Here is a 22,980-nt window from a genome sequence, read left to right on the forward strand (position 1 = left end):
CACCCACCGCCGGCCCCGTCCGCCCGATCCGGATTCCCGGGCGGACGGGGCCGGCGTGCCTTGTTGAGCCGGCCTGGAGCAACCCGCCGCCGACGCCAGTGCCGTCGCGGGGTGCCGGCTGTCAGCGCCGCAGGTATCGGAGCATGGTGACACCGCTTTCGAAGGTGTGGGTTTCGGCGAGGACTACGTCGGTTCGGGTGTCGGACGGTGGGAACAGTGGTCGGCCGCGCCCCAGGATCACCGGGTGGACGTACAGGCTGTATTCGTCGATCAGGTCGAGCCGTCGCATCTCGGCGGCGAGGACGGCCCCGCCGACCGCGAGGTCGGTCGCGGAGGCGGCTTTGAGGGCGTTGATCGCCTGCGGGTCGACGGTGCGGACGATCGTGGTGTTCCAGTCGGCGTGGGTGAGTGTGCGCGAGAAGACGGTCTTCGGCATGTCACGCCAGATACGCGAGAACTCGACCATGGGCGGGGTGGCGGCCGGATCCTGGTCGGCGGTCGGCCAGTAGTCTGCCATCAACTGGTAGGTGACACGGCCGTCGAGGAAGCCGCTCATCGCCTCCAGCCTGTGGTTGAAGTGCTCGTGCAGCTGGTCGTCGACCAACTGCCAGCCGAGATCGCCGTCAGGGCCCTCGAAGTAGCCGTCGAGCGACACGGACATCATCAGGACGAGCTGGGACATCAGTGCCTCCCGGGACATATGCCGATCAACGTGGTGTTCGCCAACGTACCCGGGCGATTGGGCATCGTAACTGGCCCTGACACTCCCGATCGTGAAATCTCCGACCGGTGGATACCGGGATCAACCGATCGGTTGACATGCCGTCAACTGATCGGCGCGGAAGGGGTATCCGATCGTCTCGAGGGAGTCCTCCGGCAGCCGGGAACACTCCAGGCAGCACAGAGCAGAAGGTGCGAAGGCGGCACCGGAGTTGGAAGGGAGACAACATGCGTGAACTTCAGAGCATGCTGGAGCGCCGGGTCGCGGACGGCGCGGTGCCGGGTGCGGTCGCACTGGTGGCCAGGGGCGGCCAGGTCGAGGTAGCGGCGGCGGGCGACTTGACCCGGGAATCCCTGGTGCGGATCGCGTCGATCGGTAAACCGATGATGGCGGCCGCGGTACTGCAGCTCGTCGACGACGGCGCCTTCGACCTGGACGACCCGGTGGAGCACTGGCTGCCGGAACTGGCGGATCGGCGGGTGGTGCGAACGCCGCAGTCACCGGTTACGGACACCGTGCCGGCGGAGCGGCCGATCACCGTGCGGGACCTGCTCGAGTCCCGGGCGGGGTACGGATTTCCGCCGGACTTCTCCCTGCCGGCGCTGGTGCCCTTGGTCGGTGAACTGCTCCAGGGGCCGCCCCAGCCCCAGAAGGTGATGCCACCGGACGAGTGGCTGGCGACCTTGGGTCGGGCCCCGATGCTTCATCAGCCCGGCGAGGCATGGCTGTACAACATCTGTTCGGACATTCAGGGTGTGCTGGTGTCGCGAGCGACTGGGCAGCCACTCGACCAGGCGCTGGCGGAGCGATTGCTCGAACCACTGGGGATGGTCGACACGGGCTTCTCCGCACCGTCGGGCGAGGCCGACCGGCTCAGCCCGCTGTACCGGCCGAACGCGGACGGGACGCTGACCGTGACGGACCCACCGGGCGGCCAGTGGAGCATCCTGCCGGCGTTCCCCTCGGGGGCCGGCGGCCTGGTGTCGAGCCTGGACGACGTGTTCGCGTTCCAGCGGATGCTGGTGTCCGGCGGTCGGGCCGAGGACGGGCGGCACGTGCTGTCCGAAGGGGCGGTCCGGCAGATGACCACGAACTACCTGACGGAGCAGCAGCGTGCGGACAGCGAGCTGTTCCTGGAGGGCCAGGGGTGGGGCTTCGGCGGATCGGTGGACGTCGTACGGCGCGATCCGTGGAACGTGCCCGGCCGCTACGGCTGGGTGGGCGGCACCGGGACGGCGGCCCACCTGGTTCCGACGACCGGCCTGGTGACGATCCTGCTCACCCAGCGGGAGATGACCGGGCCCACCCCGCCGCCGCTCATGCGGGAGTTCTGGCGCTACTCGGCAGGCGTATGAGCTTCCACGGTGGTGGAAGCGCCGGCCCGGTGGTAGCTGGATCCGTCGCGGGTGCGGGCCAGCAACTGAGCCTCGATCAGGTAGCGGCGAAGCATGGAGGTGTCGGCGTGGACAGCGAGTAGCGCGTCATTGACCTCGCGTTCGCTGTACGAGCGGTCGGGCTCGAACAGCGAACGCGCGAGGTGGTCGAGCAGGGCGGTGCGACGGGCCGGCTTGCGCGGGATCGACGTCAGACGGCCATCGGTGAAGAAGGCGGCAAGTGCAGCCGGCGTTTCATGGGCGGACATGGCGCGAGCCTTGCAGGCCGGCTGCTGGGCGGACAACCGGATTTCGATGCGAGACGTCGGCGACTGGCCGACGTCACTCACAGAGGAGACACACATGCGCACGACGAACGGATGGCGGGCCGCCCTACGAGCGCTGGTGCTGCGGCGTCGGCCGGTCGCAGGATCAGGCCAGGCCGAACCACCCGAGGACGGTCTGCACCAGCAGGACGGTGGACATCAGTGCCACCCCGACCACCACCGTGGTCGCGGCGATCCGGTACCGACGGCTGTTCGCGGCGTCGCCGAGCAGGGAACGGCGGTTGGTGAGCACCAGCAGGTACACCAGCACGATCGGGCTGATCAGTCCCTGGAGCACCTGAGTGCCGATCAGCAGCTGGATGACGTCCACCGGCGTCAGCGCCACGACCGCGCCGAGCGCGATCTGCGCGGTGAACACACCGAGGAACAACGGCGCGTCGCGGAACCGTCGGGAGACCGAGCGCTCCACCCCGGCGGCCTCGCCGATCGCGTAGCTGGCGGACAGCGGCACCACGGCGCCGGCCAGAGCGGAGGCACCCAACAAGCCGAAGGCGAACAGCAGTTCCGCGCCCGGCCCAGCCACCGGCTCCAGAGCCCGGGCGGCCTCGGCGGCGGACTGCAGCGGACCGGTCCCGCCGATGGCCGACGCCGTGGCCACGATGATGGTCAGGCTGATGATGCAGGCGAACACCGCTCCCAGCACGGCATCCGCCCTGATCAGCTTGTACTCCTCCGGCTTCGCTCCCCGGTCCACCACCCCGGCCGCGGCATAGAACTGCATGTACGGGCTGACGGTCGTTCCGATCAGGGCCACCGCAAGGAGGATGAAGTCGCTGGAGGGCTGGAGGTGCGGAACCACCAGGTGTTCGGCGACCTGGCCCCAGTGGGGGTGGCCGAGGACCATCGCGACCGGGTAGGCGAAGAACGCGAGCGACATCACCAGGAAGATCCGTTCGGCCCACCGGTACGAGCCGAACAGCACCAGCGCCCACAGCAGTACGGCAGCCGGTGGGACGACAGCCCACTTGGGTACACCGAGCAGCTCGAATGCTGCGCCGATTCCGGCGAACTCACTGACCACCAGGCCGGTGTTCGCCAGCAACAGGCAGCCGACCGCCAGAGCGGTCAGCCGGAGGCTGAACTGTTCGCGGATCAGCGCTCCGAGACCCTTGCCCGTGTAGGCCCCGAGCCGGACAGCCATCTCCTGGACCATCACCAGGGCGATGGTGACGAGCACCATGAAGAACAGCGTGCCGTAGGTGAACTGGGACCCGGCCGAGGCGTAGGTGGCGATACCCGCAGCATCGTTGCCCGCGTTGGCGGCGACCAGGCCGGGCCCGGCGACCATGGCCAGGGCAGTGAGGCGGCGCAGCCGGCGTCGGCGGGCGGGGGCCGGCGGGACGGTCGGTCCGGCGGGCCCGGTGGTGACGCCGAGTCCGGTCGCCGCACTGACGGCCGCCGACGAAGAGGCCTGCTGAGCGGTGCAGTCGGTGGCGATGGAGCCGGTGGCAACAGGGTCGAGGTGGGCGTTCACTGGCGGAACCTCCGGAAGTGCAGGGGCCCGCGCTCGGGCAGCAGGGCGTCAAGGATGTCGTCGGCGAGAATGCGGCCCAGAGGCCGCTCGTCCTCGCCGACCACCAGGAGGGAGGACCTTCGAGCGGCCATCAGCCGGTCGGCGGCCTCGGCGAGTCGGGTGTCCGGGGCAACGGTGACCGGTGCGCCGAACTGGGCCAGCCAGTCCACCAGGTCGACGATCGGGGTGGAGTCCTCGGCCACCGCCAGTTCGAACAGCGGCACGTCGGCAATCAGCCGTCCGTCCGCGTCGAGCACGACGACGGCGTCGATCTCGGCGCGGTGGTCGGCCTGGGCTGCCAGCTCGGCCCGGACCTCGGAGACGGTCTGCTCCAGCTGGACGGTGACCAGCCGGGTCGTCATGGCACCACCGGCGGTGCCCTCCCGGTGGGAGAGCAGACCGCGGAGCTCGGCTGCCTCCTCGCTGGGCATCTGCGCCAGCAGGGTCTCCCGCTCGCGCGGCGCCAGGTCGCGCAGCGCATCGGCGGCTTCGTCGGGTTCCATCGCGTCGACCAGTTGGGCGGCGTGCTCCGGGCGGGCCTCGCGCAGGAGGTTCTCCAGCTCCGCGGGCACCATCTCCTCCAGGGCGTCTGCGGCCCGCTCCGGTTCCAACCACCCCAGGAGCTGCTGGCGTTCGCTGCGGCCGAGGTCCTCCAGGATGTCGGCCAGATCGGCGGGGCGGAGCCGGTGCAGGGCGGATCGCGACGCACGCAGCCGCACCTCCGCCGGACCGTCGGTGGCCTGCTCGCCGAACGGAGCGACGGACTGCCAGTCGAGGACCCGGTCCGGTGTCGGCCGGACCTGCCAGCGGCGCGGGCCGAGCCGGCGCAGCAGCGTCGGGAGCGAGACGTCCACCCCGACGAGGACCACCCGGTCCACCAACGGCGCCAAGTACAGGTCGGCGGCCCGGGTCACCTGGACGCCGTCCACATCGACGAGTTGATGGTCCAGCACATCACGGGCCAACAGCACCTCGCCGGGGCGGCGCTGAAAGTCTCGCAGGTCGACCCGGGAGGCACGCAACCGGACCTGCCCGGCTGCGAGGCGTCCGATCGCGTCCGCCGGCAGGAAGGCCCGGCGACGTCCGATCCGCAGGATCAGGCCGGTCATCGGCGGATACGGCTCCGGGCCGTACAGCCGGGCGACCACGTCGGCGAGCCGTCCGACTTCGCCGCCGGCTTGGTTGGTGACGGGTGCCCCGATCAGCCCGGCCAACGATACGAGGGAGGAACGCACCGCACGGCCGGCGGTGGCGCGGTGGTTCAGGTCGGTTCGACGATCGCGAAACCTGGAGGTGGTTGAACCGAAGAGTGTGTTGGTGGCCATGGTGAACACCCCTCTGCCCCGGCGAGGCGGGGCCGACGGGCGGCTCGGGGCAGTTCCTCACGAGCTCCGATCAACTTCCGTGAACGGCCTGCCCACCGGCGCGGACCGATCCCACCGGACCAGCCCTGCGGATCAACCCGGCCGAGACCGGTCCGGCCGCAGACCGGCCGGACCGGGACGGCCAGGCCCCGGTGCTGAGGCCGGGTCGGGGCGGTTCGGTCGAGGGCGCGGTCATGGGCTCGGCCGACGGCAACGGGCTGCCGGTCTCGGGCCCACGGCAGGCAGCGGGACGCCGTGGTGGAAGACCATGGCGTGGCCGGTACCGGGCGTGCCAGGACCACAGACCGGTGCAGTTGCGGCCCAGGGCATGTCGAAGGCCGGTAACGGCAGCGCCGACCGCAGGCCGCGCCGCCGGTGGAACGACGAGTCCGCCGCATGACAGCGGAAGACACGGCGGACAACCGGAGGCGTTCAGCCGAACAGCGTCACGGAGTCAGAGAAGGGAGAACTGCCTCGAACCGCAGAACAACGGCGAGGACAAAACGGGAAGGGGCCGACTGTGCCCCGGACTACTGCAGTCCATCTCGCCTCCTCCCGTTCTTGGCCGACGAGTACCACTCGCGGCCGCGCGGCAGGCGACCGGGCGCTGAGGGCCCGGCACACCCCAACTCGTCAGAGCTTTGGCACTCCACGGCGTGTCCCCGACTTGGGGGAAGCCACTTGGGATCACCCCTTGGGCCGGGGAGACCTGTCCTGATCCGGAGCGTCTCTCGACGGGTGGGATCAGTGGCCTGTGTCCGTGAAGACGCCTCACCGAACGAGGTGTCTGTCCTTACCGGACCAGGATAGGGCCACCGATGCCCCAGTCACTGCACCCTTGACCAGGGTTTGACTCCGACCTGGTCGGACCTGGGGAAACGACCGGGGCGGGGCCCGTCGACCGGACGGAGAACTCGGGGGCTGGACGTGGGGCGGAAGCAGCGATCGGGCGGGCGGGAGTTGAGGCTGAACCGCAACGCGCCGGGTGGGGCGGCCGTGAAAGGTGACCGGAGATGATGACCGACATGGGGGAGAGGGGAACGAAGTGAAGGCAGCATCGGTGCGCAGCGGGTACGTCGACCTGCTGCGGGCGGTGGCGATCGTGTTGGTGGTGGTCGGGCATTGGCTGATCACCGCACTGGAACGGAGGCCCGACGGGTCGCTGGCGGCACCCGAGTTGATGGTTGCCGTGCCGTGGACCCAGTGGCTGACGCTGGTCTTCCAGATCATGCCGGTGTTCTTCCTGGCCGGGGGCTATGCGGTGACCGGCTCCTGGAGTGCCTGCCGCGCAGAGGGTGGCACCGCGGCCGGTTGGATCCGCGGGCGGGCCCTGAGGATGCTGCTGCCCACCGGTGCGTACCTGGTGCCGGCCCTGGGCGGGCTGCTGATCGCCGCGGCCTGCGGAGCGAACCCGGCGCTGCTGGGGATGATCGGCTGGGCGCTGGCGATGCAGTTCTGGTTCCTGCCGGTCTACTTGACGATCAGCGCGCTGACACCGTGGCTGTACGCGCTGCACCGGCGGTGGGGTCTTCGCCCGGTGGCGGTGACGGCCGCTGCGGCGGTCGCCGTGGACCTGGTGGTGCGCGGAGCGGACGCGGAGTGGGCGGGGCGGGTCGGCTGGCTCAACTACCTGCTGGTGTGGGCGGTCGCATACCAACTCGGCTTCGACTGGAAGGACGGCGGGCCGGCAACTCGCCGGTGGTTCGGGGCCGTTCTGGCCCTGGGTGGTGCGGCAGGCTATGCGGCGCTGGTGGGGTTCGGGCCGTTCCCGGTCAGCCTGGTGTTGGTCACCGGCGAGGAGGTGTCCAACACCAACCCGCCCTCGCCGGCCATGCTGGCGTGGCTGGTCGCCCAGTGCGGGTTGTGCCTGCTGTTGGCTCCGTTCGCGGAGCGGGTGCTGCGGTCGGCGCGGCGCAGGCGATTCGTCGAGCCGCTCGGCAGGGTCAGTATGACGCTCTACCTGTGGCACATGGTGCCGGTCCTCGCCGCCGGCGCCGCGTTCTACCTGACCGACCTGGCACCCGAGCCGGAGGTGGGATCGGCCGCCTGGTGGGCCTGGCGGCCCGCCTGGATCCTGGTGCTGGCCGCACTGTTCGGCCTCCTGCTGGCAGCGCTGCGGCCGGTCGACGCTCTGCTGATACGCACGGTCCGGCGGGCCATGCCGGGGGCCGCGATCAACGGGGCGTGGCGGCCGCCCCTCCTGATGGCCGGCCTGGCCGCGACCGTCTGGTCACTGGCTCACTGGGCGGTACAGGGCCTTGCCAGGGACGGATCGCCGGACTGGCAGGTGGTGCTGGCGTTCGTCATCGGGTCGGCGCTGGTCGGCGCCGCCGCCACCCGGTGGGCAGCGGCGGAGACGAGGGAGGCGACGGACGTGGCGGAGGTGGCGGCTCAGGCCGGAAGTTGACCGTAGGCCAGGGACGGTCGGAAGGGTCAGGGTCGGAGCGAGAGGCGGAATTCGATGGAGCGGTGCGTGGCACGGTAGCCGAGGGCCCGGTTCACGGCGAGCATGCCGGTGTTGTGGTCGGCGGTGTCGGCGAGCAGGCCGGTGATCCCCGGCTGCTCGGTGCGGGACCAGCGGACGGCCTCGGCCTTCATCGCCAGGGCGAGGCCCCGTCGACGGTGGGCGGGCAGCACGCCGGTGCCGTAGTGCTGGGCGTCGCCCGAGCGGTCGGCCGGAAGGACGAGCTCGGTGAAGCCGACGATGCTGCCGGTCGCCTCCTCCACCGCGGCCACGGTGTGCAGGAGTTCACCGCGGTCGGCCACGGCCTTCGCGGCGGCGAGGACCCGGGCCTCGTCCCAGACGAGCCGACCGAAGTCGGTGTCGCCCATCGGCATGTCGTCCATGGCGGTGCGCGAAACGGTGAAGGTGGCCAGCCACTCGTCGGGGCAATTGCCGAGCCACGAGATCAGCCGGTAGCCGGGGCGGATCGGGGCGTCATCGGCGGCCGGCGGGTCGGCAGGTGCGGTCAGGTCGAGTCGGGCGTACTCGAGGACCAGGGCCCGTTCGAAACCCCGTGCCGTGAGGAACGCATCGCCCGGGGAGCCCTCGACGGCCTGGACGAGCAGTACCCGGCGGCCGTCCTCGACGGCTGCGGCGGTGGCGGCGGACAGCAGCGCCGAGGCGACGCCGCGCCGGCGTTCGGCGGGGTGGACGTTCAGCGTCAGCGAGGACAGATGGGCCTGGTTGGAGGAGGTGAACAGTCCCAGGACGGCGGTTCCGAGCGGAGTGCCGTCGGGCGCGGATGCCAGCCAGGTGAGACGGCGCGAGTGCGCAAGCAGGGCGGGGTCGGTGAGGAGGGTCAGACGGAACGTCACGGGTGGTGAACTCCAGTGGGATGGACGGCAGGGCAACTGATCGTGCACGCGGCACGGAAGCAGGCGTGCCGGACCGCCGCAAGCGATTTTCGATCTCCGTCGGATGCCGACCGGGCGAGGGACACCGATGTGGGGCGGCGGGTGCAGGGGGTGCGGAGGGCGTTCAGAGCGGGTTGAGAGGAATGGTGTCAAGAGCTGATGCGGCGTCAAAGTGCTGTGAAGAGTGATGATCTGACGATGAATCAGTTCGGATCGACACGCACGCAGCCACTGGTGCGGGCAGGTCCGGGGCGGGATCATCGTCGCCGTGGTGGTCGGCGTCACGGCAGCCGCACGAGGCTGCCGGGGCGTACTCGGGGTGGCGGAGGTGGAGGGCGGATGACCGACGCGCGACTCACGGTGGAGCGCCTGCGCAGTCTGGTGGCCGAAGGCGCCGTGGAGACGGTGGTGCTGGCCGTCACCGACATGCAGGGACGGCTGCAGGGCAAACGGCTGGCGGCGGAGTACTTCCTGAGCGAGGTGCTGGACGGCGGGGCCGAGGGCTGCGGGTACCTGCTGGCGGTGGACGTGGAGATGAACACCGTGGACGGCTACGCCGTGTCCTCGTGGGAGACCGGCTATGGCGACCTGGTGTTCCGGCCCGACCTGACGACGCTGCGGATGGTGCCGTGGCATCCGGCCACCGCGATGGTGCAGTGCGATCTCGTCCACCAGGACGGCAGCCCGGTCGCGGTGTCGCCCCGCCAGGTGCTGCGTCGTCAGCTGGAGCGCCTGGCCGGCTACGGGTGGCAGGCGTACGTGGGCACCGAGTTGGAGTTCATGGTGTTCCGGGACAGCTACGAGCAGGCCTGGGAGAAGCATTACCAGGACCTCGCGCCCGTCAACCAGTACAACGTGGACTACTCGATCCTCGGCACCGGTCGGATCGAGCCGCTGCTGCGCAGGCTGCGCACCGGAATGGCGGGCGCAGGGCTGGTGGTGGAGTCCGCGAAGGGCGAGTGCAACCTCGGGCAGCACGAGATCGCCTTCCGCTACACGGACGCGCTCAGCTGCTGCGACGACCACGCCGTGTACAAGACCGGGGCGAAGGAGATCGCCGCCCAGGAGGGCGTCAGCCTCACCTTCATGGCCAAGTACGACCAGCGGGAGGGCAATTCCTGCCACATCCACCTGAGCCTGCGCGACCAGCAGGGCCGACCCGTCTTCCCCAGGAGCGGTACGGAGGACGCCGGGGGCGGGCACGGGCAGCCGGCCGGCTTCTCCCGGACGATGGAGCACTTCCTGGCGGGCCAGCTCGCCTGCCTCGGCGAGTTCGCGCTGCTGCTCGCGCCGACCGTCAACTCCTACAAACGCTACGTGTCGGGCAGCTTCGCCCCGACCGCGATCGCCTGGGGCCGCGACAACCGGACGTGCGCGCTGCGGGTGGTCGGGCACGGCGGGTCGCTGCGCTTCGAGAACCGGGTGCCGGGCGGGGACGTCAACCCGTACCTGGCGGTGGCCGCGCTGATTGCCGCAGGGCTGCACGGCGTGGAACACCAGCTGCCGCTGGAACCGGAGTTCACCGGAAACGCCTACGCCTCCGACGCGCCGCGGGTGCCCGCCACATTGCGCGAGGCGATCGAGCTGTTCGACCGCAGCGAGGCCGCCACCGTGGCATTCGGCAAGGACATGGTCCGGCACTACGCCCACGCGGGGCGCGTCGAACTCTCCGCCTACGACGCCGCAGTGACGGACTGGGAGCGCCGCCGCGGCTTCGAGCGCCTGTAGGGCGCGAACACCCGGCGCTGCCACCGCAGCGCGGGCCCTGCCGACCCTGCCGCGCGGACACCACACCAGAGGAGAGCGTCGTGACCGACCAGCCCGATCCGTACCAGGTGGTCAACCCCGCCACCGAGGAGGTGATCGCCACCGTCGAGTTGGCCGGCCCGGAGGCGGCCGACGCCGCGATCGCCCGCGCCAAGGCCGCGTTCGAGAGCTGGCGGGCCGTCAGCCCGGGCGACCGGGCCCGGCTGCTGCGACGCTTCGCCGCCGAGGTGGACGCCGACCGCGAACAGCTGGCCGCGCTGGAGGTCGCCAACGCGGGCCACACCATCGGCAACGCCCGCTGGGAGGCCGGCAACGCGCGCGACGTCATCGAGTACTACGCGGGCGCGCCCGAGCGGCTGTTCGGCCGACAGATCCCGGTCGCCGGCGGCCTCGACGTCACCTTCCACGAACCGCTCGGCGTGGTCGGAGTGATCGTCCCGTGGAACTTCCCGATGCCGATCGCCGCCTGGGCCCTCGCACCGGCCCTCGCCGCAGGCAACACGGTGATCGTCAAGCCCGCCGAGCTCACCCCGCTGACCGCGCTGCGCCTCGCCGAACTCGCCCTGCGCGCGGGCCTGCCGGAGGGCGTGCTGCAAGTCCTGCCCGGACGCGGGTCGGTGGTCGGGCAGCGTTTCGTCACGCACCCGGACGTCCGCAAGGTGGTGTTCACCGGTTCCACCGCCGTCGGCAGGTCCGTGATGGCCGGCTGCGCCGCCCAGGTCAAACCGGTGACGCTGGAGCTCGGCGGCAAGAGCGCCAACATCGTGTTCGCCGACGCCGACCTGGACAAGGCGGCCGCCACCGCCCCGTACGCGGTGTTCGACAATGCGGGGCAGGACTGCTGCGCCCGTTCCCGGATCCTGGTCGAGGCGAGCGTGTACGAGGCGTTCATGGCCAGGCTGGAGAGCGCGGTGCGGTCCGTGCGGGTCGGCGACCCGGCCGACGAGAAGACCGAGATGGGCCCGCTGATCTCGGCCGCGCACCGGCAGCGGGTCGCCTCCTACGTGGACGGCGACACCGACGTCGCGTTCCGCGGCAGCGCCCCGGAAGGGCCCGGGTTCTGGTACCCGCCGACGGTGCTCGCGCCGATCGAGCCCGAGCACCGGGCGTTCACCGAGGAGGTGTTCGGGCCGGTGGTCGCGGTGGTGCCGTTCCGCGGCGAGAGCGACGCGGTGCGGATCGCCAACGCCACCGACTACGGCCTGTCCGGCTCGATCTGGACCCGCGACGTGGGCCGGGCGCTGCGCGTCGCCCGCGCCGTCGAGGCGGGCAACCTGTCCGTCAACTCGCACTCCTCGGTGCGGTACTGGACGCCCTTCGGCGGCTTCAAACAGTCCGGCCTGGGCCGCGAACTCGGCCCCGACGCCCTGCACGCCTTCACCGAGACCAAGAACGTCTTCATCGCGACGGAGGAATGAGCTTCATGACCAAGCGACTTGACGGCCGGGTGGCCGTCGTCACCGGCGCGGGCAGCGGCATCGGCCTGGCCACCGTGCGCCGGTTCGTGGCCGAAGGAGCGAAGGTGGTGTGCGCCGACATCGACGAGGAGACCGGCGCCAAGGCCGCCAACGAGGTCGGCGGCCTGTTCGTGCGCACCGACGTCAGCGACGAGGAACAGGTCCGGGTGCTGTTCGACACCGCCGTCGAGCACTACGGCAGCCTCGACGTGGCGTTCAACAACGCCGGCATCTCACCGCCCGACGACGACTCGATCCTGGTCACCGGACTGGAGGCGTGGAAGCGCGTCCAGGACGTCAACCTGACCTCCGTCTACCTGTGCTGCAAGTACGCGATCGGGCACATGCGGCGCCAGGGCAAGGGCTCGATCATCAACACCGCGTCCTTCGTGGCGGTGATGGGCGCGGCCACCTCGCAGATCTCCTACAGCGCCTCCAAGGGCGGGGTGCTGTCGATGAGCCGCGAACTGGGGGTCGAGTTCGCCCGGGAGGGGATCCGGGTCAACGCCCTGTGCCCGGGCCCGGTCAACACCCCGCTGCTGCGCGAGCTGTTCGCCAAGGACCCGGAACGGGCCGCCCGCCGCCTGGTGCACATCCCGCTCGGCCGGTTCGCCGAGCCCGAGGAGATCGCCGCCACCGTCGCTTTCCTGGCCAGCGACGACTCCTCCTTCATGACGGCCAACACCTTCCTGGTGGACGGCGGCATCTCCGGCGCCTACGTCACCCCGCTCTAGCCGTCGGGCGCAGCGCAACGGCCGGGCGGGTCGCGAGGACACCGCCCGGCCGTGAGGCCCTGCGCCGTTCAGCCCGGACGGGGCGTCGGGGGTGCGGTCACTCCGAGGAGAGCGCGTCCCCGCCGACCGCGATCGCGCTGCCGCCGTAGGCCAGTGCGTCGCCCTCGACGGCGTCGGCGTTGCCGCACAGTGCCTCGGCGTTGCCGTCGATCGCGATCGCGTCGCCGCCCTCGGCCCAGGCGTCGCCCTGGACGGCGTCGGCGTCGCCGCCCAGCGCACCCGCGTCGCCGTTGACGGCCGCGGCGCTGCCGCCCGCGGCCCAGGCGTCGCCGTCGATCGCCACCGCGTCACCGTTCTGCGCCACCGCGTCGCCGCCGACGGCGATCGCCCCGTGCGGGTATTCGTCGGCGGAGGCAGTGCCCGCGGAGCCGAACAGGGCGAGCCCGGTGAGGAAGGCGGCGGTGGTGAGCTTGGCAATGCTGGAACGCATCTGTTCCTCCATGGTTGGTGCCGAACGCGACCGGTCGCGACCGATCCTGGAGGAGGCCCGACCTGCGGCGCGCGCCTTCGCCCGTGTCGTCACCCGCCCGGGGCAACGCCAGTGCCGTGACGGGTGAGTGGGGTACCGCCGGATGACGTACCGGACGGAGGTGCGGTGGATTCCCGTTCAGGAGAAGGGAGTTGAGGAGGAGCGGTATGACGATCGGATCAGCGGGCCGGGAGTTCCATCTCGAACCAGACCACCTTGCCGTCCCGGGTCGCCCGACTGCCCCAGCGGTGCGCCAACTCGTTGATCAACTGCATGCCCCGGCCGCCCTCGTCGTGCGGACTCGACGGCCGCAGCCGCGGCTCCCGACTGTCCGCGTCCGACACCTCCACCGTCAACAGCGCGCCCCGGAACACCCGCAGTTGCAGCGGCGAACCGGCGTGCATCAGGGCGTTCGCCAACAACTCCCCGGTCAGCAGCACCACCGGCTCCACCAGTGAGGTCAGCCCCCAGCCGGTCAACGTCCGCCGGGTGAACTCCCGGGCGTGCCGCAGCAGCGCCGCATCGCCGGACAGCGGCAGCGTCGCCAACCGGTCCTCGCCGACCGGCCCGGCATGCGCCATGATCACCGCGACGTCGTCCTGCCCCATCGTCGCGCCGAACGCGTCCAGCACCACGTCGCAGCCCCGCTCCAACGTGCCCTGCCGGTGCGTGACCGTCTCCCGCAGCAACTCCAGGCCCTCGTCCAGATCCTGGCCGCGCCGCTCCACCAGCCCGTCCGTGTACAGCACCAGCAGCCCGTCCTCGCGCAGCGGGAACCGGATCGACTCGAACGGCACCCCGCCCACGCCCAACGGCGCCCCCGGCGGCGGCTGGACGAGCCGAGCCTGCCCGTCGTGCTCGGACACCACCGGCGGCAGATGGCCCGCCGAGGCGAGGATGCACTCCTCGTCCACCGGGTCGAACACCGCGCACACGCAGGTCGCGAACTGGCCCTCGCCGAGCTGCGCCGTCGCGTCGTCCAGCCGGCGCAGCACCCGCGCCGGATCCAGGTCCAGCGTCACCAGCGTGCGCGCCACCGTCCGCAGTTGGCCCATGGTGGCGGCCGCCCGGATGCCGTGGCCCATCACGTCGCCGACGATCAGCGCCACCCGGCCGCCGGTCAACGGCACCACGTCGAACCAGTCGCCGCCGATCTCGTCGCCCACCGTCGACGGCAGATAGCGGTGCGCGATCTCCAACCCCGGTGTGTGGTGCACGTCCTGGGGCAGCAGGCTGCGCTGCAGGGTCAGCGCGGTGTCCCGCTCGCGCCGGTACAGCCGGGCGTTGTCGATGCACACCGCCGCCCGCGCCGCCAGCTCCTCGCCGAGCGCCAGGTCCGCCGCCGTGAACGCCTCCGGATTGGCCATCCGCGCGAACTCCACACCGCCCAGCACCTGCCCGCGCGCCAGCAGCGGCACCATCAGGTACGAGTGCAGACCCGCGTCCAGGCTCGGCTGCACCCGCTCCGGATAGGTGACGATCCGGCGCAACGCGAACTCGTCCACGTGCGGCACCAGCACCGACCGCCCGGTGCGCATCGCCTGCGCGTACAGGTGCGCGGAGTGCGAGGACCCGCCGACCTCGTCCGCCGCACCTGCCAGCTTGGCGTCCTCGCCGTCGCCCGTGCGCTCGCCGATCGCGACCGCCCGCAACAGCACCGACCCCGACTCGGGCACCGGCTCCGGATCCTCGTCCGCCATCACCGCCTCGCGGATGTCGACCGTGACGAAGTCCGCGAACCGGGGGATCACCACCTCCACCAACTCCTGCGCCGTCCGGTGCAGGTCCAGCGTGGTGCCGATCCGGGTGGACGCCTCGTTCAGCAGGGCCAGGCGCTGCTGCGCCGCCTCGGCCGTCTCCAACGCACGCTGCCGCTGCTCGGCGGCGTCCCGTTCGCGGGTGTACAGCAGCGCGTTGTCGATCGACACCGCCGCCCGGCCCGACAACTCGGACGCCAGCGCCACGTCCGCCTCGTTGTACCGCGCCTCGGTGCGCGAACGCAGGAACGTCGCCGTGCCGATCGCCGAACCCCGGGCGATCAGCGGCACCACCATGAACGACCGCACCCCCTGCTCGTGGATCGCCGACGCCCGCACCGGGTCCCCGTCGAACCACTTCATTGCGGGGGAGTCGGCGTGCGGCACCAGCACCGGCCGGCCGTGCGCCAGCGACCACGCGTACGGGCTGCCCGGGCCGTAGTGCTGCACCGTGCCGACCGGGCCGATCGATTGCATCCCGCTGTCCGAAACGGTGTGGAACGCCAAGCGGCGCAGCACCGCGGACCGGTCGGAGCGGTCCGGCAGCGCGACCTCCGCGCCGCTCACCATCGACTCCAGCACCTCGACCACCACGGCGTCCGCCAGCCGCGGCGCCGCCGTCTCGGCCAGCTCACGGGCGGTGGTGGCCAGGTCCAGGGTGGTCCCGATCCGGGCGGACGCGTCGTTCAGCAGCGCCAGCCGCTGCTGGGCGGCCTCGGCGGCGATCTCCGCCTCGAACCTGTCGGTGATGTCCACGACGGTCACGCACACCCCGAGCACCTTGCCGTCCGGCTGGTCCAGCCGGAAGCACGCCACCGACCAGGCGTGCTCGCGCTCCGGGTCGGCCGGCGTCCAGCCGTGCGTGCGGGCGTCCAGCACCGACTCGCCGTCGGCCAGCACCTGCGCCATCATCGCCTCGACCTGCTGCCCGTCGATGCTCGGCAGCACCTCGGTCAGCCGCCGCTTGATGCTCTGCTGCCGCGACACCCCGTTGAACCCGGCCAGCGCGTCGTTCAACCGGACGAACCGCAGCTCGGTGTCGAACACCGCCATGCCGACGGGGGACTGGGTGAAGAAGCCGTCCAGAATGGCCAGGTCGGAGGCCAGTCTGCGCACCGAGCTGACGTCGGACGCCACCGCCAGCACCATCGGGACGCCGCCCGGGCCGACGATGGGAAAGGTCCGGAACTCCAGCCGCACCAGGTGCCCGTCCCGGTGCCGCACCGGGAAGATCCCCGAGAACGGGCGGCCGTCGAGGATCCGGGAGAACAGCTCCAGCACCTCCGGAAGCCGGTCCGTACCGACCAGCAGGTCCGCGGCCCGGGCTCCCACCGCCTGCTCGGCGGGGAAACCGAGCAGGGTCTCCGCATCCGGGCTCCAGTGCAGGATCCGGCCGTCGGCGGAGACCAGGGCCGTCGCGACCGGAATGGCCAGCAGGCCGTCCGGCAGCTGCGCACCGCCCTCCGCGAACGGAGAACTGGGGCGGATCCGGTGAATGCCCTGCTTGTCGGTGTCCATCTGGCCACCTGCCGTTCCGGGGGCGGGTACCGCCCTGCCATCGTCGCACGCCGGGCCGCCCGCGCCCAGACGGGTGATCGGCCGCTATCGTGGACCGGATGGACACCCGTCGGACCGACCACCGGGCGGCGCCCGATGGCGCGTAGGCCCCCCGCCCCCGTCAGCCCCCTGCCGCAGCGCGACGGCATCGACCCCGTCCACGTACGCCTGCCGATCGACGGGCCCTGGCCGACCGTCCGGGCCTACCTGGAGGAGCGCTACGGCACCGCCGTCGGGCCGGGACGGATCGCGGCGATGCTCGACGCCGGCGAGTTCGTCGGCGCCGACGGGCCGATCGCCCCCGCCGCGCCCTACCGGCCCGGCGGCCACGTCTGGTTCCACCGCGAACCCGGACCGCCCGAACCCGTGGTGCCGTTCCCCGTCGAGGTGCTGTACCGCGACGAGCGGATCGTCGTCGCCGACAAGCCGCACTACCTGGCCACCACGCCGCGCGGCAGCCACGCCACCGAGACCGCGCTCGCCCGGCTGCGCCGCGACCTCGGCCTGCCCCGGCTCAGCCCCGCGCACCGCCTGGACCGGCTCACCGCCGGCGTGGTGCTGTTCGTCGCCGACCCCGCCTGCCGGGGCGCCTACCAGGGACTGTTCGAACGGCGGGAGACCGTCAAGACGTACGAGGCGATAGCCCGCCACGATCCGGCGGTGAGCCTGCCGACCACCGTGATCGACCGGCTGGTCAAGGACCACGGCCGACTGGACGCCTACCGGGTGCCGGGCGAACCGAACGCCGAGAGCCGGGTCGAGTTGATCGAGACCCGCGACGGCCTCGGCCGCTACCGGCTCGCCCCGCGCACCGGCCGCACCCACCAGCTCCGGGTGCACATGAACGGGCTCGGCCTGCCGATCCTCGGCGACCCCATCTACCCCGAACTGCTGCCCGAACAGGACCCCGAGGACTACCGGCGCCCGCTCCAACTGCTCGCCCGCTGCCTGGAGTTCACCGACCCCGTGGACGGCACAGCACGGCGCTACGTCAGCGGGCGGGTCCTGGCGGCATGGTCCGACCCGGCCGGCTGGCGCGGCTGACGGACCATCAGAAGGGCGGCGGGCGCCGTCTTCTGCGCATTGTATTGACGGGCAGTCTAATAACTTCTACCTTCGCGGGCAGTGGCACCGTTCCACTCCACCCCACCGCGAAGGAGCCGGCATGCCGCCCCAGCCCGCCGCCACACCCGGCGCCCCCGACCGCGAGCGCACCGCCCCCGACCGGGAACGCACCGCCGAACGTCTGCTCGCCTCCTCCGCGAAGCTCTCGTTCGACCCGCTCAAGGACGTCGACTGGGACGCCGACCCCGTCCCGGGCGCCTACTACTGCCCGCCCCGGCACCTCTCCCTCTACGGCACCGGCCTGTGGGAGCGGATGACCGAGGACGAGCGCATCGAGCTCTCCAAGCACGAGGTCGCCTCGATCGCGAGCGTCGGCATCTGGTTCGAGGAGATCCTCATGCAGATGCTGCTGCGCCACGCCTTCGACCGGGACCCCACCAGCAACCACGTCCAGTACGCGCTCACCGAGATCGCCGACGAATGCCGGCACTCGATCATGTTCGCCCGCATGATCGCCAAGATGGGCGCGCCCTCCTACGGTGCCGGATTCGTCGCCCACAACCTCGGCCGGCTGTTCAAGGCGATCTCCACCCACAGTCAGACCTTCGGCGGCACCATGTACGTCGAAGAGATCCTGGACGCCTTCCAGCGCGAAGTGATGAACGACGACACCCTCCAGCCGCTCATCCGGCAGGTCTCCCGGATCCACGTCATCGAGGAGGCCCGGCACATCAGCTACGCCCGCGAGGAACTCGTCCGCAAGCGCCTCGGAATGGTGCAGCGACGCTGGGAGCAGCTCTTCCTCGGCGTGGTCATCTACTTCGCCACCACCGCGCTGATCCACCCCCGGGTCTACGCCGCCGTCGGCATCGACCCGAAGGTCGGCAAGGCCGTCGCCCGGGCCAACCCGCACTGGCGCAGCACCAAGATCGAGATGGCGCGGAAGGTGATCGGCGTCCTGGACCGGGCCGGACTCGTCGGCGGCGCCAACCGCTGGCTGCTGCGCGCCGCCGGAGTGATCGCCTGAGCGACGGGGGCTGTCGGCGGCCCGGTTGTGACCGTTCGGTGCGGAAGCGGCCTTCCGGTGCGGAAGTGGCGCAGATACAGTGCGACGCACCGAACGATCCGGGGGGATCACCATGCGCCGCGCACCACTCGGCACCGCCGCTGTCGCCGTCCTGCTGCTCACTGCCGTCGCCGGGTGCGGCGGACCGACACCACCGGGCGGAGACGGGACGACGGCCACCGCCCCCGCCGGGGAATCCGCCGGGGGCACGTCGTCCGCGGTGCCCGGAAACGGTGGGGCGGAGGACAGTGCCGGGGCGAGCGCGGCATCGAGTGCCGGGGCCGGTGCCATCACGGTCGCCTTCGCCGGCGACGTCCACTTCGAGGGCCGGACCGCCTCCCGGCTGACCGCCCCCACCGCCGAGACCGCGCTCGGGCCGATCGCCAAGACCCTGGCCGCCGCCGACCTCGCGGTGCTGAACCTGGAGACCGCGATCACCGGCCGGGGCAAGCCCGAACCCAAGACCTACACCTTCCGCACCGGCCCCAAGGCGCTCACCGCGCTCAAGGACGCCGGAGTGGACGTGCTCTCCCAGGCCAACAACCACGCCGTCGACTTCGGCGCCGACGGCCTCGCCGACACCCTCGCCGCCAAGGCGAGCTCCCCGATCCCGCTGATCGGCATCGGCAAGGACGCGGCCGAAGCCTTCGCGCCGCACATCGCCACCGTGCACGGGACGAAGGTCGCCGTGCTGGCGGCGAGCCAGGTCGACGAACTCACCAACCAGAAGTGGCGGGCCGGCGAGCACAAGGCCGGCATCGCCTCCGCGTTCGACGAGAAGTCGCTGCTGCACGCCGTCACCGAGGCCAAGGCGCAGGCACCCGTGGTGCTGGTCTACCTGCACTGGGGCGAGGAAGGCGTCGCCTGCCCGACCGCCGCGCAGAAGACACTCGCCAAGAAGCTCGCCGCCGCCGGAGCCACCGCCGTGGTCGGCACCCACGCCCACACCATGCTCGGTGCGGGCATGCTCGGGAACACCTATGTGGCGTACGGCTTCGGCAACTTCCTCTGGTACGGCACCTCGAACTACACCGCCTCCGACGAGACCGGCGTCACCACGCTCACCATCACCGCGGACGGGCGGGTCACCGGAGAAACGTTCACCCCCGCGCACATCGACGGTCGGGGCGTTCCCGTTCCGCAGGCCGGCAGCGCGGCGCAGGCCGCGCAGAAACGCCGCGACGGACTGCGCGGGTGCACCGGGCTGGCCGCCGTCCCGAACTGACGGCGGCCGGCCCGGGCGGGCGTCAGCCCAGGTTCAGCACCTGGCCCGGGCGGATCAGGTCCGGATTCTCGCCCACCACCTGCTGGTTGCCCTTGTAGAGCTCGGTCCAGCCGCCGCCCAGCTCGTGGCTGCGGGCGATGTTCGCGAGGGTGTCGCCCGGGCCGACGGTGTACGGCTGCGGGGACGGAGGCGTGGTGGCCGGGGCGCTCGACGCCGGCGGGGCGTCGGTGGACGCGGGCGGGGCGGTGGGCGCGGACGTGCTCGGGTCCGGGGTGGTGGGTGCCGGGTCCGGGGCGGGCGAGTGGCCGTTGCCATTCTCGGCGCCGTTCCCGTTCGCGTTGCCGTTCCCGTTGCCGTGCTGGTCTTCGGGGGGCGTGGTCGGGCTGGGGGTGGCGCTCGGGTCGGCCGGAGTGCCCGGCGCGGGCGGGGTGGCCTGGGCGTCCGGGGTGGTGGTCGGGGACGGCGTGGCCGTGGGCGGCTGAGGACGCGTCAGCTGCATGTAGCGCTCGTACAGGCTCTGGTGGCTGGTCCAGAACCAGGCGCCGTTCTTCTGGTACCAGTACACGTGGTAGATCGGGTCGTAGCCGGGCAGGCCGGAGAACACCGGAGCGGCGTTCGGCGCGGCGACGGTGCCGTCCGCGGCGGAGTTGACGGCCGCTGCGCCGCGGGCGCCGCGCAGCGCACCCGACTCGTCCGCGGAGTCGTTGTTGTCCACCACGCCGGGGGCGCTGGCCGTGCGAAGGTCCGCGGAGTCCACGCAGGAGGCCCACGGCTGCGGGCCCTCGGTGGCCAGGATGCGTTCGGCGACCGCGATCTGCTGGCTGCGGGTGGCCTCGCTGGGCAGCTCGGCGTACTGGGCGCCGCCGTAGTCGACCCAGCGCTGGGCGGTGATCTGGAGGCCGCCGTACAGGCCGTTGCCCGAGTCGGAGGTCCAGTTGCCGCCACTCTCGCAGGCGGCGACCCGGTCCCAGACCGAGCTGGGCGCGGCGTGTGCGCCCGTCGTGGCGAGCAACGGCAGGGCGAGGCCGACGCCGGCGACGCCTGCCGCGGCGATCGCCCGCTCGGCGGCCTTCTCCGCCGGGCTCTGCCGACGGTGGCGCCCGGAACCCGTGAAGAGCATGTCCGGTCCTCTCCGCACGCCTGCGAGGTGAGCTGTCGGGTTCGGACCGGGAGGAGGCCCGGCCGCCGCGTTCCGGTCGGATCCGGTGCGGGCGGCTTCACCCCTAGCCGTGGGGACGGCGACGTACCTGGTTCCCCCGTCCCTGTCCAGGGTTGTGGTGGTCGACCCGACAACACGGCGGACAGGGTTCGGCGTTGCCGCGTGCGGGACCCGGCGGTGCGGGCGGGACCGAGCCTATTCACTCGAACGGACCAATCACAAGCTCATCGCGCCCGGATCACGGGTGCGTCACGTGGGCTCGGGCGCCCGTCGGGCACGGAACGTCCTTGTGGGAGCGGGGAAGTGCGGCGTCCGTGCGTGGGCGACCTGTTGACGGTCGTTCGGGACGTCGGGCGCGGCCGGGCGTGCTTGGGGCGTTGGGCAAGGTCGGGCGATCGGACGGCCGGTCGGTCGGAAGGGGGGGTGCGAAAGTCTGGCCGATCGGTGGGATTGGGATGCGGGAAGGAGGGAAGGCCAGCGGCCGGTTTTCGGGCGAATCGGGCTGGGTGGCAGTCAACTTCGGTGTTGATGACGGCAGTTGAGGTAAATCGGGGCATTGGTCGCGTTGTGGATAAATCACGCGACAGGCTGTTCCGGGGCTTCCTACCATCGCGGTGATCGCTTTTCCCCGACCTGTTGTGGAGGTGCCCGTGGCTGCGCTGATTCCCGAAGTGCTCCGGGTGGAGCGCCAGTTCGCCCGCCTGTTCGTCGGCCAGTCGCTGTCGATCCTGGGTGATCGCGTGTCGTTCGTGGCGCTGCCGTTCGCGGTGCTGTCGATCGGCGGCTCGGCCGTCGATGTCGGGCTGGTGACCGCGGCGGGCCTGTTGCCGATGCTGGTCTTCACGCTGATCGGCGGGGTGTGGGCAGACCGGATACCGAGACAGCGGATCATGCTGGTCTCCGACCTGGTGCGGTGTGCTGTCCAGGCCGCCGTCGCGGTGCTGCTGCTCACCGGGACGGCCCGGGTCGGGGTGCTGGCACTGCTGATGGTGGTGTTCGGAGTGGCGGACGCATTCTTCCTGCCGGCCTCGACCGGGCTGCTTCCGCTGCTGGTGCCGAGTGAACGGCTGGGCGAGGCCAACGCGTTGCGCGGGTTCGTGCACTCGGTGGGCCTGGTGGTCGGTCCGGCGTTGGCCGGTGCGCTGGTCGCCCTGGTCGGGCCGGGCGGAGCCCTGCTGGTGGATGCCGTGAGTTTCGCCGCCAGCGCCGCCGTGCTGGCGAGGCTCGGTGCGGTGGGCGGTCCGGCCGTCGCGGAGCGGGCCGAGCGGCTCGGGTTCCTGGCTGAACTCCGGGTCGGCTGGCGGCAGGTACGGGAACGGACCTGGGTGTGGTCGGGGATGCTCGCCATGGCGGTCTACCACGTGGTGGTGCTGCCCTCCGTCTTCGTGCTCGGCCCGGTCCTGGCGGATCGCGAATGGGGCGGGGCCGGCGCCTGGGCCGTGGTGGTCGCGGCCTTCGGCCTCGGCTCGATCGTCGGCGACGTCTGCGCCTACCGCCTGAAACCGGCCCGGCCGATGGCGGTGGCCGCCGTCGCGATGGCGATCGCCTCCTGCCAGGCGCTGATCATCGGCTCCGGTGCGCCGGTCGCCGTGATCGCGCTGCTGGAGGCCTGTACGGGAGTCGGCGTCTCGCTGTTCTTCGTGCTTTGGGAGACCGCGCTCCAGGTGCACATACCCGAGCAGGTGCTGTCCCGGGTCAGCTCCTACGACCACCTGATCGCGGTGGCCCTGATGCCCCTCGGCCTGGTGCTCGCAGGCCCGCTCTCGGACGGGATCGGCGTCCATCGGACGCTGTTCGGCATGACCGCGCTGGCCGTTCCTGCCGCCTTCCTCCTGCTCGCCCTGCCGGCTGTCCGGAGGCTGCCCGCGCAGCCACTGGTGGAGACGAGTTCCATTCATCCATGAAAGATTGGAATATCATCGATGATGCTCCGCCGCTCGACCGACGCCCGTGGAGCCCCGTTCCTCCACGCACCACGATCCACGCACC

Annotated in this window: 17 protein-coding genes and 2 riboswitches; of the genes, 9 read left to right on the forward strand and 8 right to left on the reverse strand. The window is 71.6% G+C overall.

Annotation, left to right across the window (positions count from 1 at the left end; all coding sequences use genetic code 11):
• Window positions 1-121 precede the first annotated feature (121 nt).
• The gene (locus ACFV4P_RS22820; RefSeq protein ID WP_380473776.1) at window positions 122-682 is read right to left on the reverse strand and encodes a dihydrofolate reductase family protein; all 561 of its coding nucleotides are present in this window, start codon (window positions 680-682) and stop codon (window positions 122-124) included.
• A 266-nt stretch (window positions 683-948) separates the two neighbouring features.
• Here ACFV4P_RS22820 and ACFV4P_RS22825 point away from each other — a divergent pair, with 266 nt between their 5' ends.
• Window positions 949-2,076, forward strand: coding sequence for a serine hydrolase domain-containing protein (locus ACFV4P_RS22825; RefSeq protein WP_380473778.1), 1,128 nt, complete (start codon window positions 949-951; stop codon window positions 2,074-2,076).
• Here the strand turns inward: ACFV4P_RS22825 and ACFV4P_RS22830 are convergent.
• The 3 genes from ACFV4P_RS22830 to ACFV4P_RS22840 form a co-directional block, all read right to left on the reverse strand.
• Entirely contained in the window at window positions 2,058-2,363 is a 306-nt protein-coding gene (locus ACFV4P_RS22830) for a DUF2087 domain-containing protein (protein WP_380474071.1), read from the reverse strand. The genes ACFV4P_RS22825 and ACFV4P_RS22830 overlap by 19 nt on opposite strands.
• 163 nt (window positions 2,364-2,526) lie before the next feature.
• Entirely contained in the window at window positions 2,527-3,915 is a 1,389-nt protein-coding gene (locus ACFV4P_RS22835; protein WP_380473779.1) for an NRAMP family divalent metal transporter, read from the reverse strand.
• Window positions 3,912-5,168, reverse strand: coding sequence for a magnesium transporter MgtE N-terminal domain-containing protein (locus ACFV4P_RS22840; protein WP_380473781.1), 1,257 nt, complete (start codon window positions 5,166-5,168; stop codon window positions 3,912-3,914). Before ACFV4P_RS22840 ends, ACFV4P_RS22835 begins: the two co-directional genes overlap by 4 nt.
• A 767-nt stretch (window positions 5,169-5,935) precedes the next feature.
• Window positions 5,936-6,108, reverse strand: a riboswitch (M-box (ykoK) riboswitch).
• A gap of 255 nt (window positions 6,109-6,363) precedes the next feature.
• Here ACFV4P_RS22840 and ACFV4P_RS22845 point away from each other — a divergent pair.
• Window positions 6,364-7,725 carry an acyltransferase gene (locus ACFV4P_RS22845; RefSeq protein ID WP_380473783.1) on the forward strand — a complete coding sequence of 454 codons (1,362 nt, stop codon included), beginning with the start codon at window positions 6,364-6,366 and terminating at the stop codon, window positions 7,723-7,725.
• A gap of 26 nt (window positions 7,726-7,751) precedes the next feature.
• Here the strand turns inward: ACFV4P_RS22845 and ACFV4P_RS22850 are convergent, their stop codons facing one another.
• Entirely contained in the window at window positions 7,752-8,636 is an 885-nt protein-coding gene (locus ACFV4P_RS22850; protein WP_380473785.1) for a GNAT family N-acetyltransferase, read from the reverse strand.
• Between the two features lie 378 nt (window positions 8,637-9,014).
• On the opposite strand from ACFV4P_RS22850, the gene ACFV4P_RS22855 reads away from it, so the two are divergent.
• The 3 genes from ACFV4P_RS22855 (at window position 9,015) to ACFV4P_RS22865 (ending at window position 12,633) form a co-directional block, all read left to right on the forward strand.
• Window positions 9,015-10,403 carry a glutamine synthetase family protein gene (locus tag ACFV4P_RS22855; protein ID WP_380473787.1) on the forward strand — a complete coding sequence of 463 codons (1,389 nt, stop codon included), beginning with the start codon at window positions 9,015-9,017 and terminating at the stop codon, window positions 10,401-10,403.
• An 80-nt stretch (window positions 10,404-10,483) separates the two neighbouring features.
• Window positions 10,484-11,860 carry an aldehyde dehydrogenase family protein gene (locus ACFV4P_RS22860; protein ID WP_380473789.1) on the forward strand — a complete coding sequence of 459 codons (1,377 nt, stop codon included), beginning with the start codon at window positions 10,484-10,486 and terminating at the stop codon, window positions 11,858-11,860.
• Window positions 11,857-12,633: a 3-oxoacyl-ACP reductase gene (locus tag ACFV4P_RS22865; RefSeq protein WP_380473791.1), complete on the forward strand. Its 777-nt coding sequence runs from the start codon at window positions 11,857-11,859 to the stop codon at window positions 12,631-12,633. Before ACFV4P_RS22860 ends, ACFV4P_RS22865 begins: the two co-directional genes overlap by 4 nt.
• A 97-nt stretch (window positions 12,634-12,730) precedes the next feature.
• Here the strand turns inward: ACFV4P_RS22865 and ACFV4P_RS22870 are convergent, their stop codons facing one another.
• Window positions 12,731-13,123 (reverse strand): hypothetical protein, encoded by a 393-nt coding sequence (locus ACFV4P_RS22870; RefSeq protein WP_143200157.1) that lies wholly within the window; start codon window positions 13,121-13,123, stop codon window positions 12,731-12,733.
• Between the two features lie 218 nt (window positions 13,124-13,341).
• Window positions 13,342-16,437 (reverse strand): SpoIIE family protein phosphatase, encoded by a 3,096-nt coding sequence (locus tag ACFV4P_RS22875; RefSeq protein WP_380473793.1) that lies wholly within the window; start codon window positions 16,435-16,437, stop codon window positions 13,342-13,344.
• A gap of 135 nt (window positions 16,438-16,572) precedes the next feature.
• Between ACFV4P_RS22875 and ACFV4P_RS22880 the strand changes: the two genes are divergently transcribed.
• From ACFV4P_RS22880 to ACFV4P_RS22890, 3 genes are all read left to right on the forward strand, one after another.
• The gene (locus ACFV4P_RS22880; RefSeq protein ID WP_380473795.1) at window positions 16,573-17,520 is read left to right on the forward strand and encodes a pseudouridine synthase; all 948 of its coding nucleotides are present in this window, start codon (window positions 16,573-16,575) and stop codon (window positions 17,518-17,520) included.
• Window positions 17,521-17,641: 121 nt separating this feature from the next.
• A complete protein-coding gene (locus ACFV4P_RS22885) occupies window positions 17,642-18,568 on the forward strand; it encodes a diiron oxygenase (protein WP_380473797.1) in 927 nt (308 codons plus the stop codon).
• Between the two features lie 112 nt (window positions 18,569-18,680).
• Window positions 18,681-19,832, forward strand: coding sequence for a CapA family protein (locus ACFV4P_RS22890; protein ID WP_380473799.1), 1,152 nt, complete (start codon window positions 18,681-18,683; stop codon window positions 19,830-19,832).
• Between the two features lie 22 nt (window positions 19,833-19,854).
• Here the strand turns inward: ACFV4P_RS22890 and ACFV4P_RS22895 are convergent, their stop codons facing one another.
• Window positions 19,855-20,952 carry a transglycosylase family protein gene (locus ACFV4P_RS22895; protein WP_380473801.1) on the reverse strand — a complete coding sequence of 366 codons (1,098 nt, stop codon included), beginning with the start codon at window positions 20,950-20,952 and terminating at the stop codon, window positions 19,855-19,857.
• A 3-nt stretch (window positions 20,953-20,955) separates the two neighbouring features.
• A riboswitch (cyclic di-AMP (ydaO/yuaA leader) is annotated at window positions 20,956-21,122 on the reverse strand.
• A 519-nt stretch (window positions 21,123-21,641) separates the two neighbouring features.
• Between ACFV4P_RS22895 and ACFV4P_RS22900 the strand changes: the two genes are divergently transcribed.
• On the forward strand, window positions 21,642-22,895 hold the full coding sequence (locus tag ACFV4P_RS22900) for an MFS transporter (RefSeq protein ID WP_380473803.1): 1,254 nt from the start codon (window positions 21,642-21,644) through the stop codon (window positions 22,893-22,895).
• The last annotated feature ends 85 nt before the right edge of the window (window positions 22,896-22,980 follow it).

The organism is Kitasatospora sp. NPDC059795, assembly GCF_042732175.1.
In the GTDB taxonomy this organism is placed as follows: Bacteria; Actinomycetota; Actinomycetes; order Streptomycetales; family Streptomycetaceae; genus Kitasatospora.

Excerpts from the sequence above, each read along its gene's own strand:
- ACFV4P_RS22820 (WP_380473776.1), bottom strand. The coding sequence starts at position 682 with ATGTCCCAGCTCGTCCTGATGATGTCCGTGTCGCTCGACGGCTACTTC.
- ACFV4P_RS22825 (WP_380473778.1), top strand. The coding sequence starts at position 949 with ATGCGTGAACTTCAGAGCATGCTGGAGCGCCGGGTCGCGGACGGCGCG.
- ACFV4P_RS22830 (WP_380474071.1), bottom strand. The coding sequence starts at position 2,363 with ATGTCCGCCCATGAAACGCCGGCTGCACTTGCCGCCTTCTTCACCGAT.
- ACFV4P_RS22855 (WP_380473787.1), top strand. The coding sequence starts at position 9,015 with ATGACCGACGCGCGACTCACGGTGGAGCGCCTGCGCAGTCTGGTGGCC.
- ACFV4P_RS22865 (WP_380473791.1), top strand. The coding sequence starts at position 11,857 with ATGAGCTTCATGACCAAGCGACTTGACGGCCGGGTGGCCGTCGTCACC.
- ACFV4P_RS22870 (WP_143200157.1), bottom strand. The coding sequence starts at position 13,123 with ATGCGTTCCAGCATTGCCAAGCTCACCACCGCCGCCTTCCTCACCGGG.
- ACFV4P_RS22875 (WP_380473793.1), bottom strand. The coding sequence starts at position 16,437 with ATGGACACCGACAAGCAGGGCATTCACCGGATCCGCCCCAGTTCTCCG.
- ACFV4P_RS22880 (WP_380473795.1), top strand. The coding sequence starts at position 16,573 with ATGGCGCGTAGGCCCCCCGCCCCCGTCAGCCCCCTGCCGCAGCGCGAC.
- ACFV4P_RS22885 (WP_380473797.1), top strand. The coding sequence starts at position 17,642 with ATGCCGCCCCAGCCCGCCGCCACACCCGGCGCCCCCGACCGCGAGCGC.
- ACFV4P_RS22890 (WP_380473799.1), top strand. The coding sequence starts at position 18,681 with ATGCGCCGCGCACCACTCGGCACCGCCGCTGTCGCCGTCCTGCTGCTC.
- ACFV4P_RS22895 (WP_380473801.1), bottom strand. The coding sequence starts at position 20,952 with ATGCTCTTCACGGGTTCCGGGCGCCACCGTCGGCAGAGCCCGGCGGAG.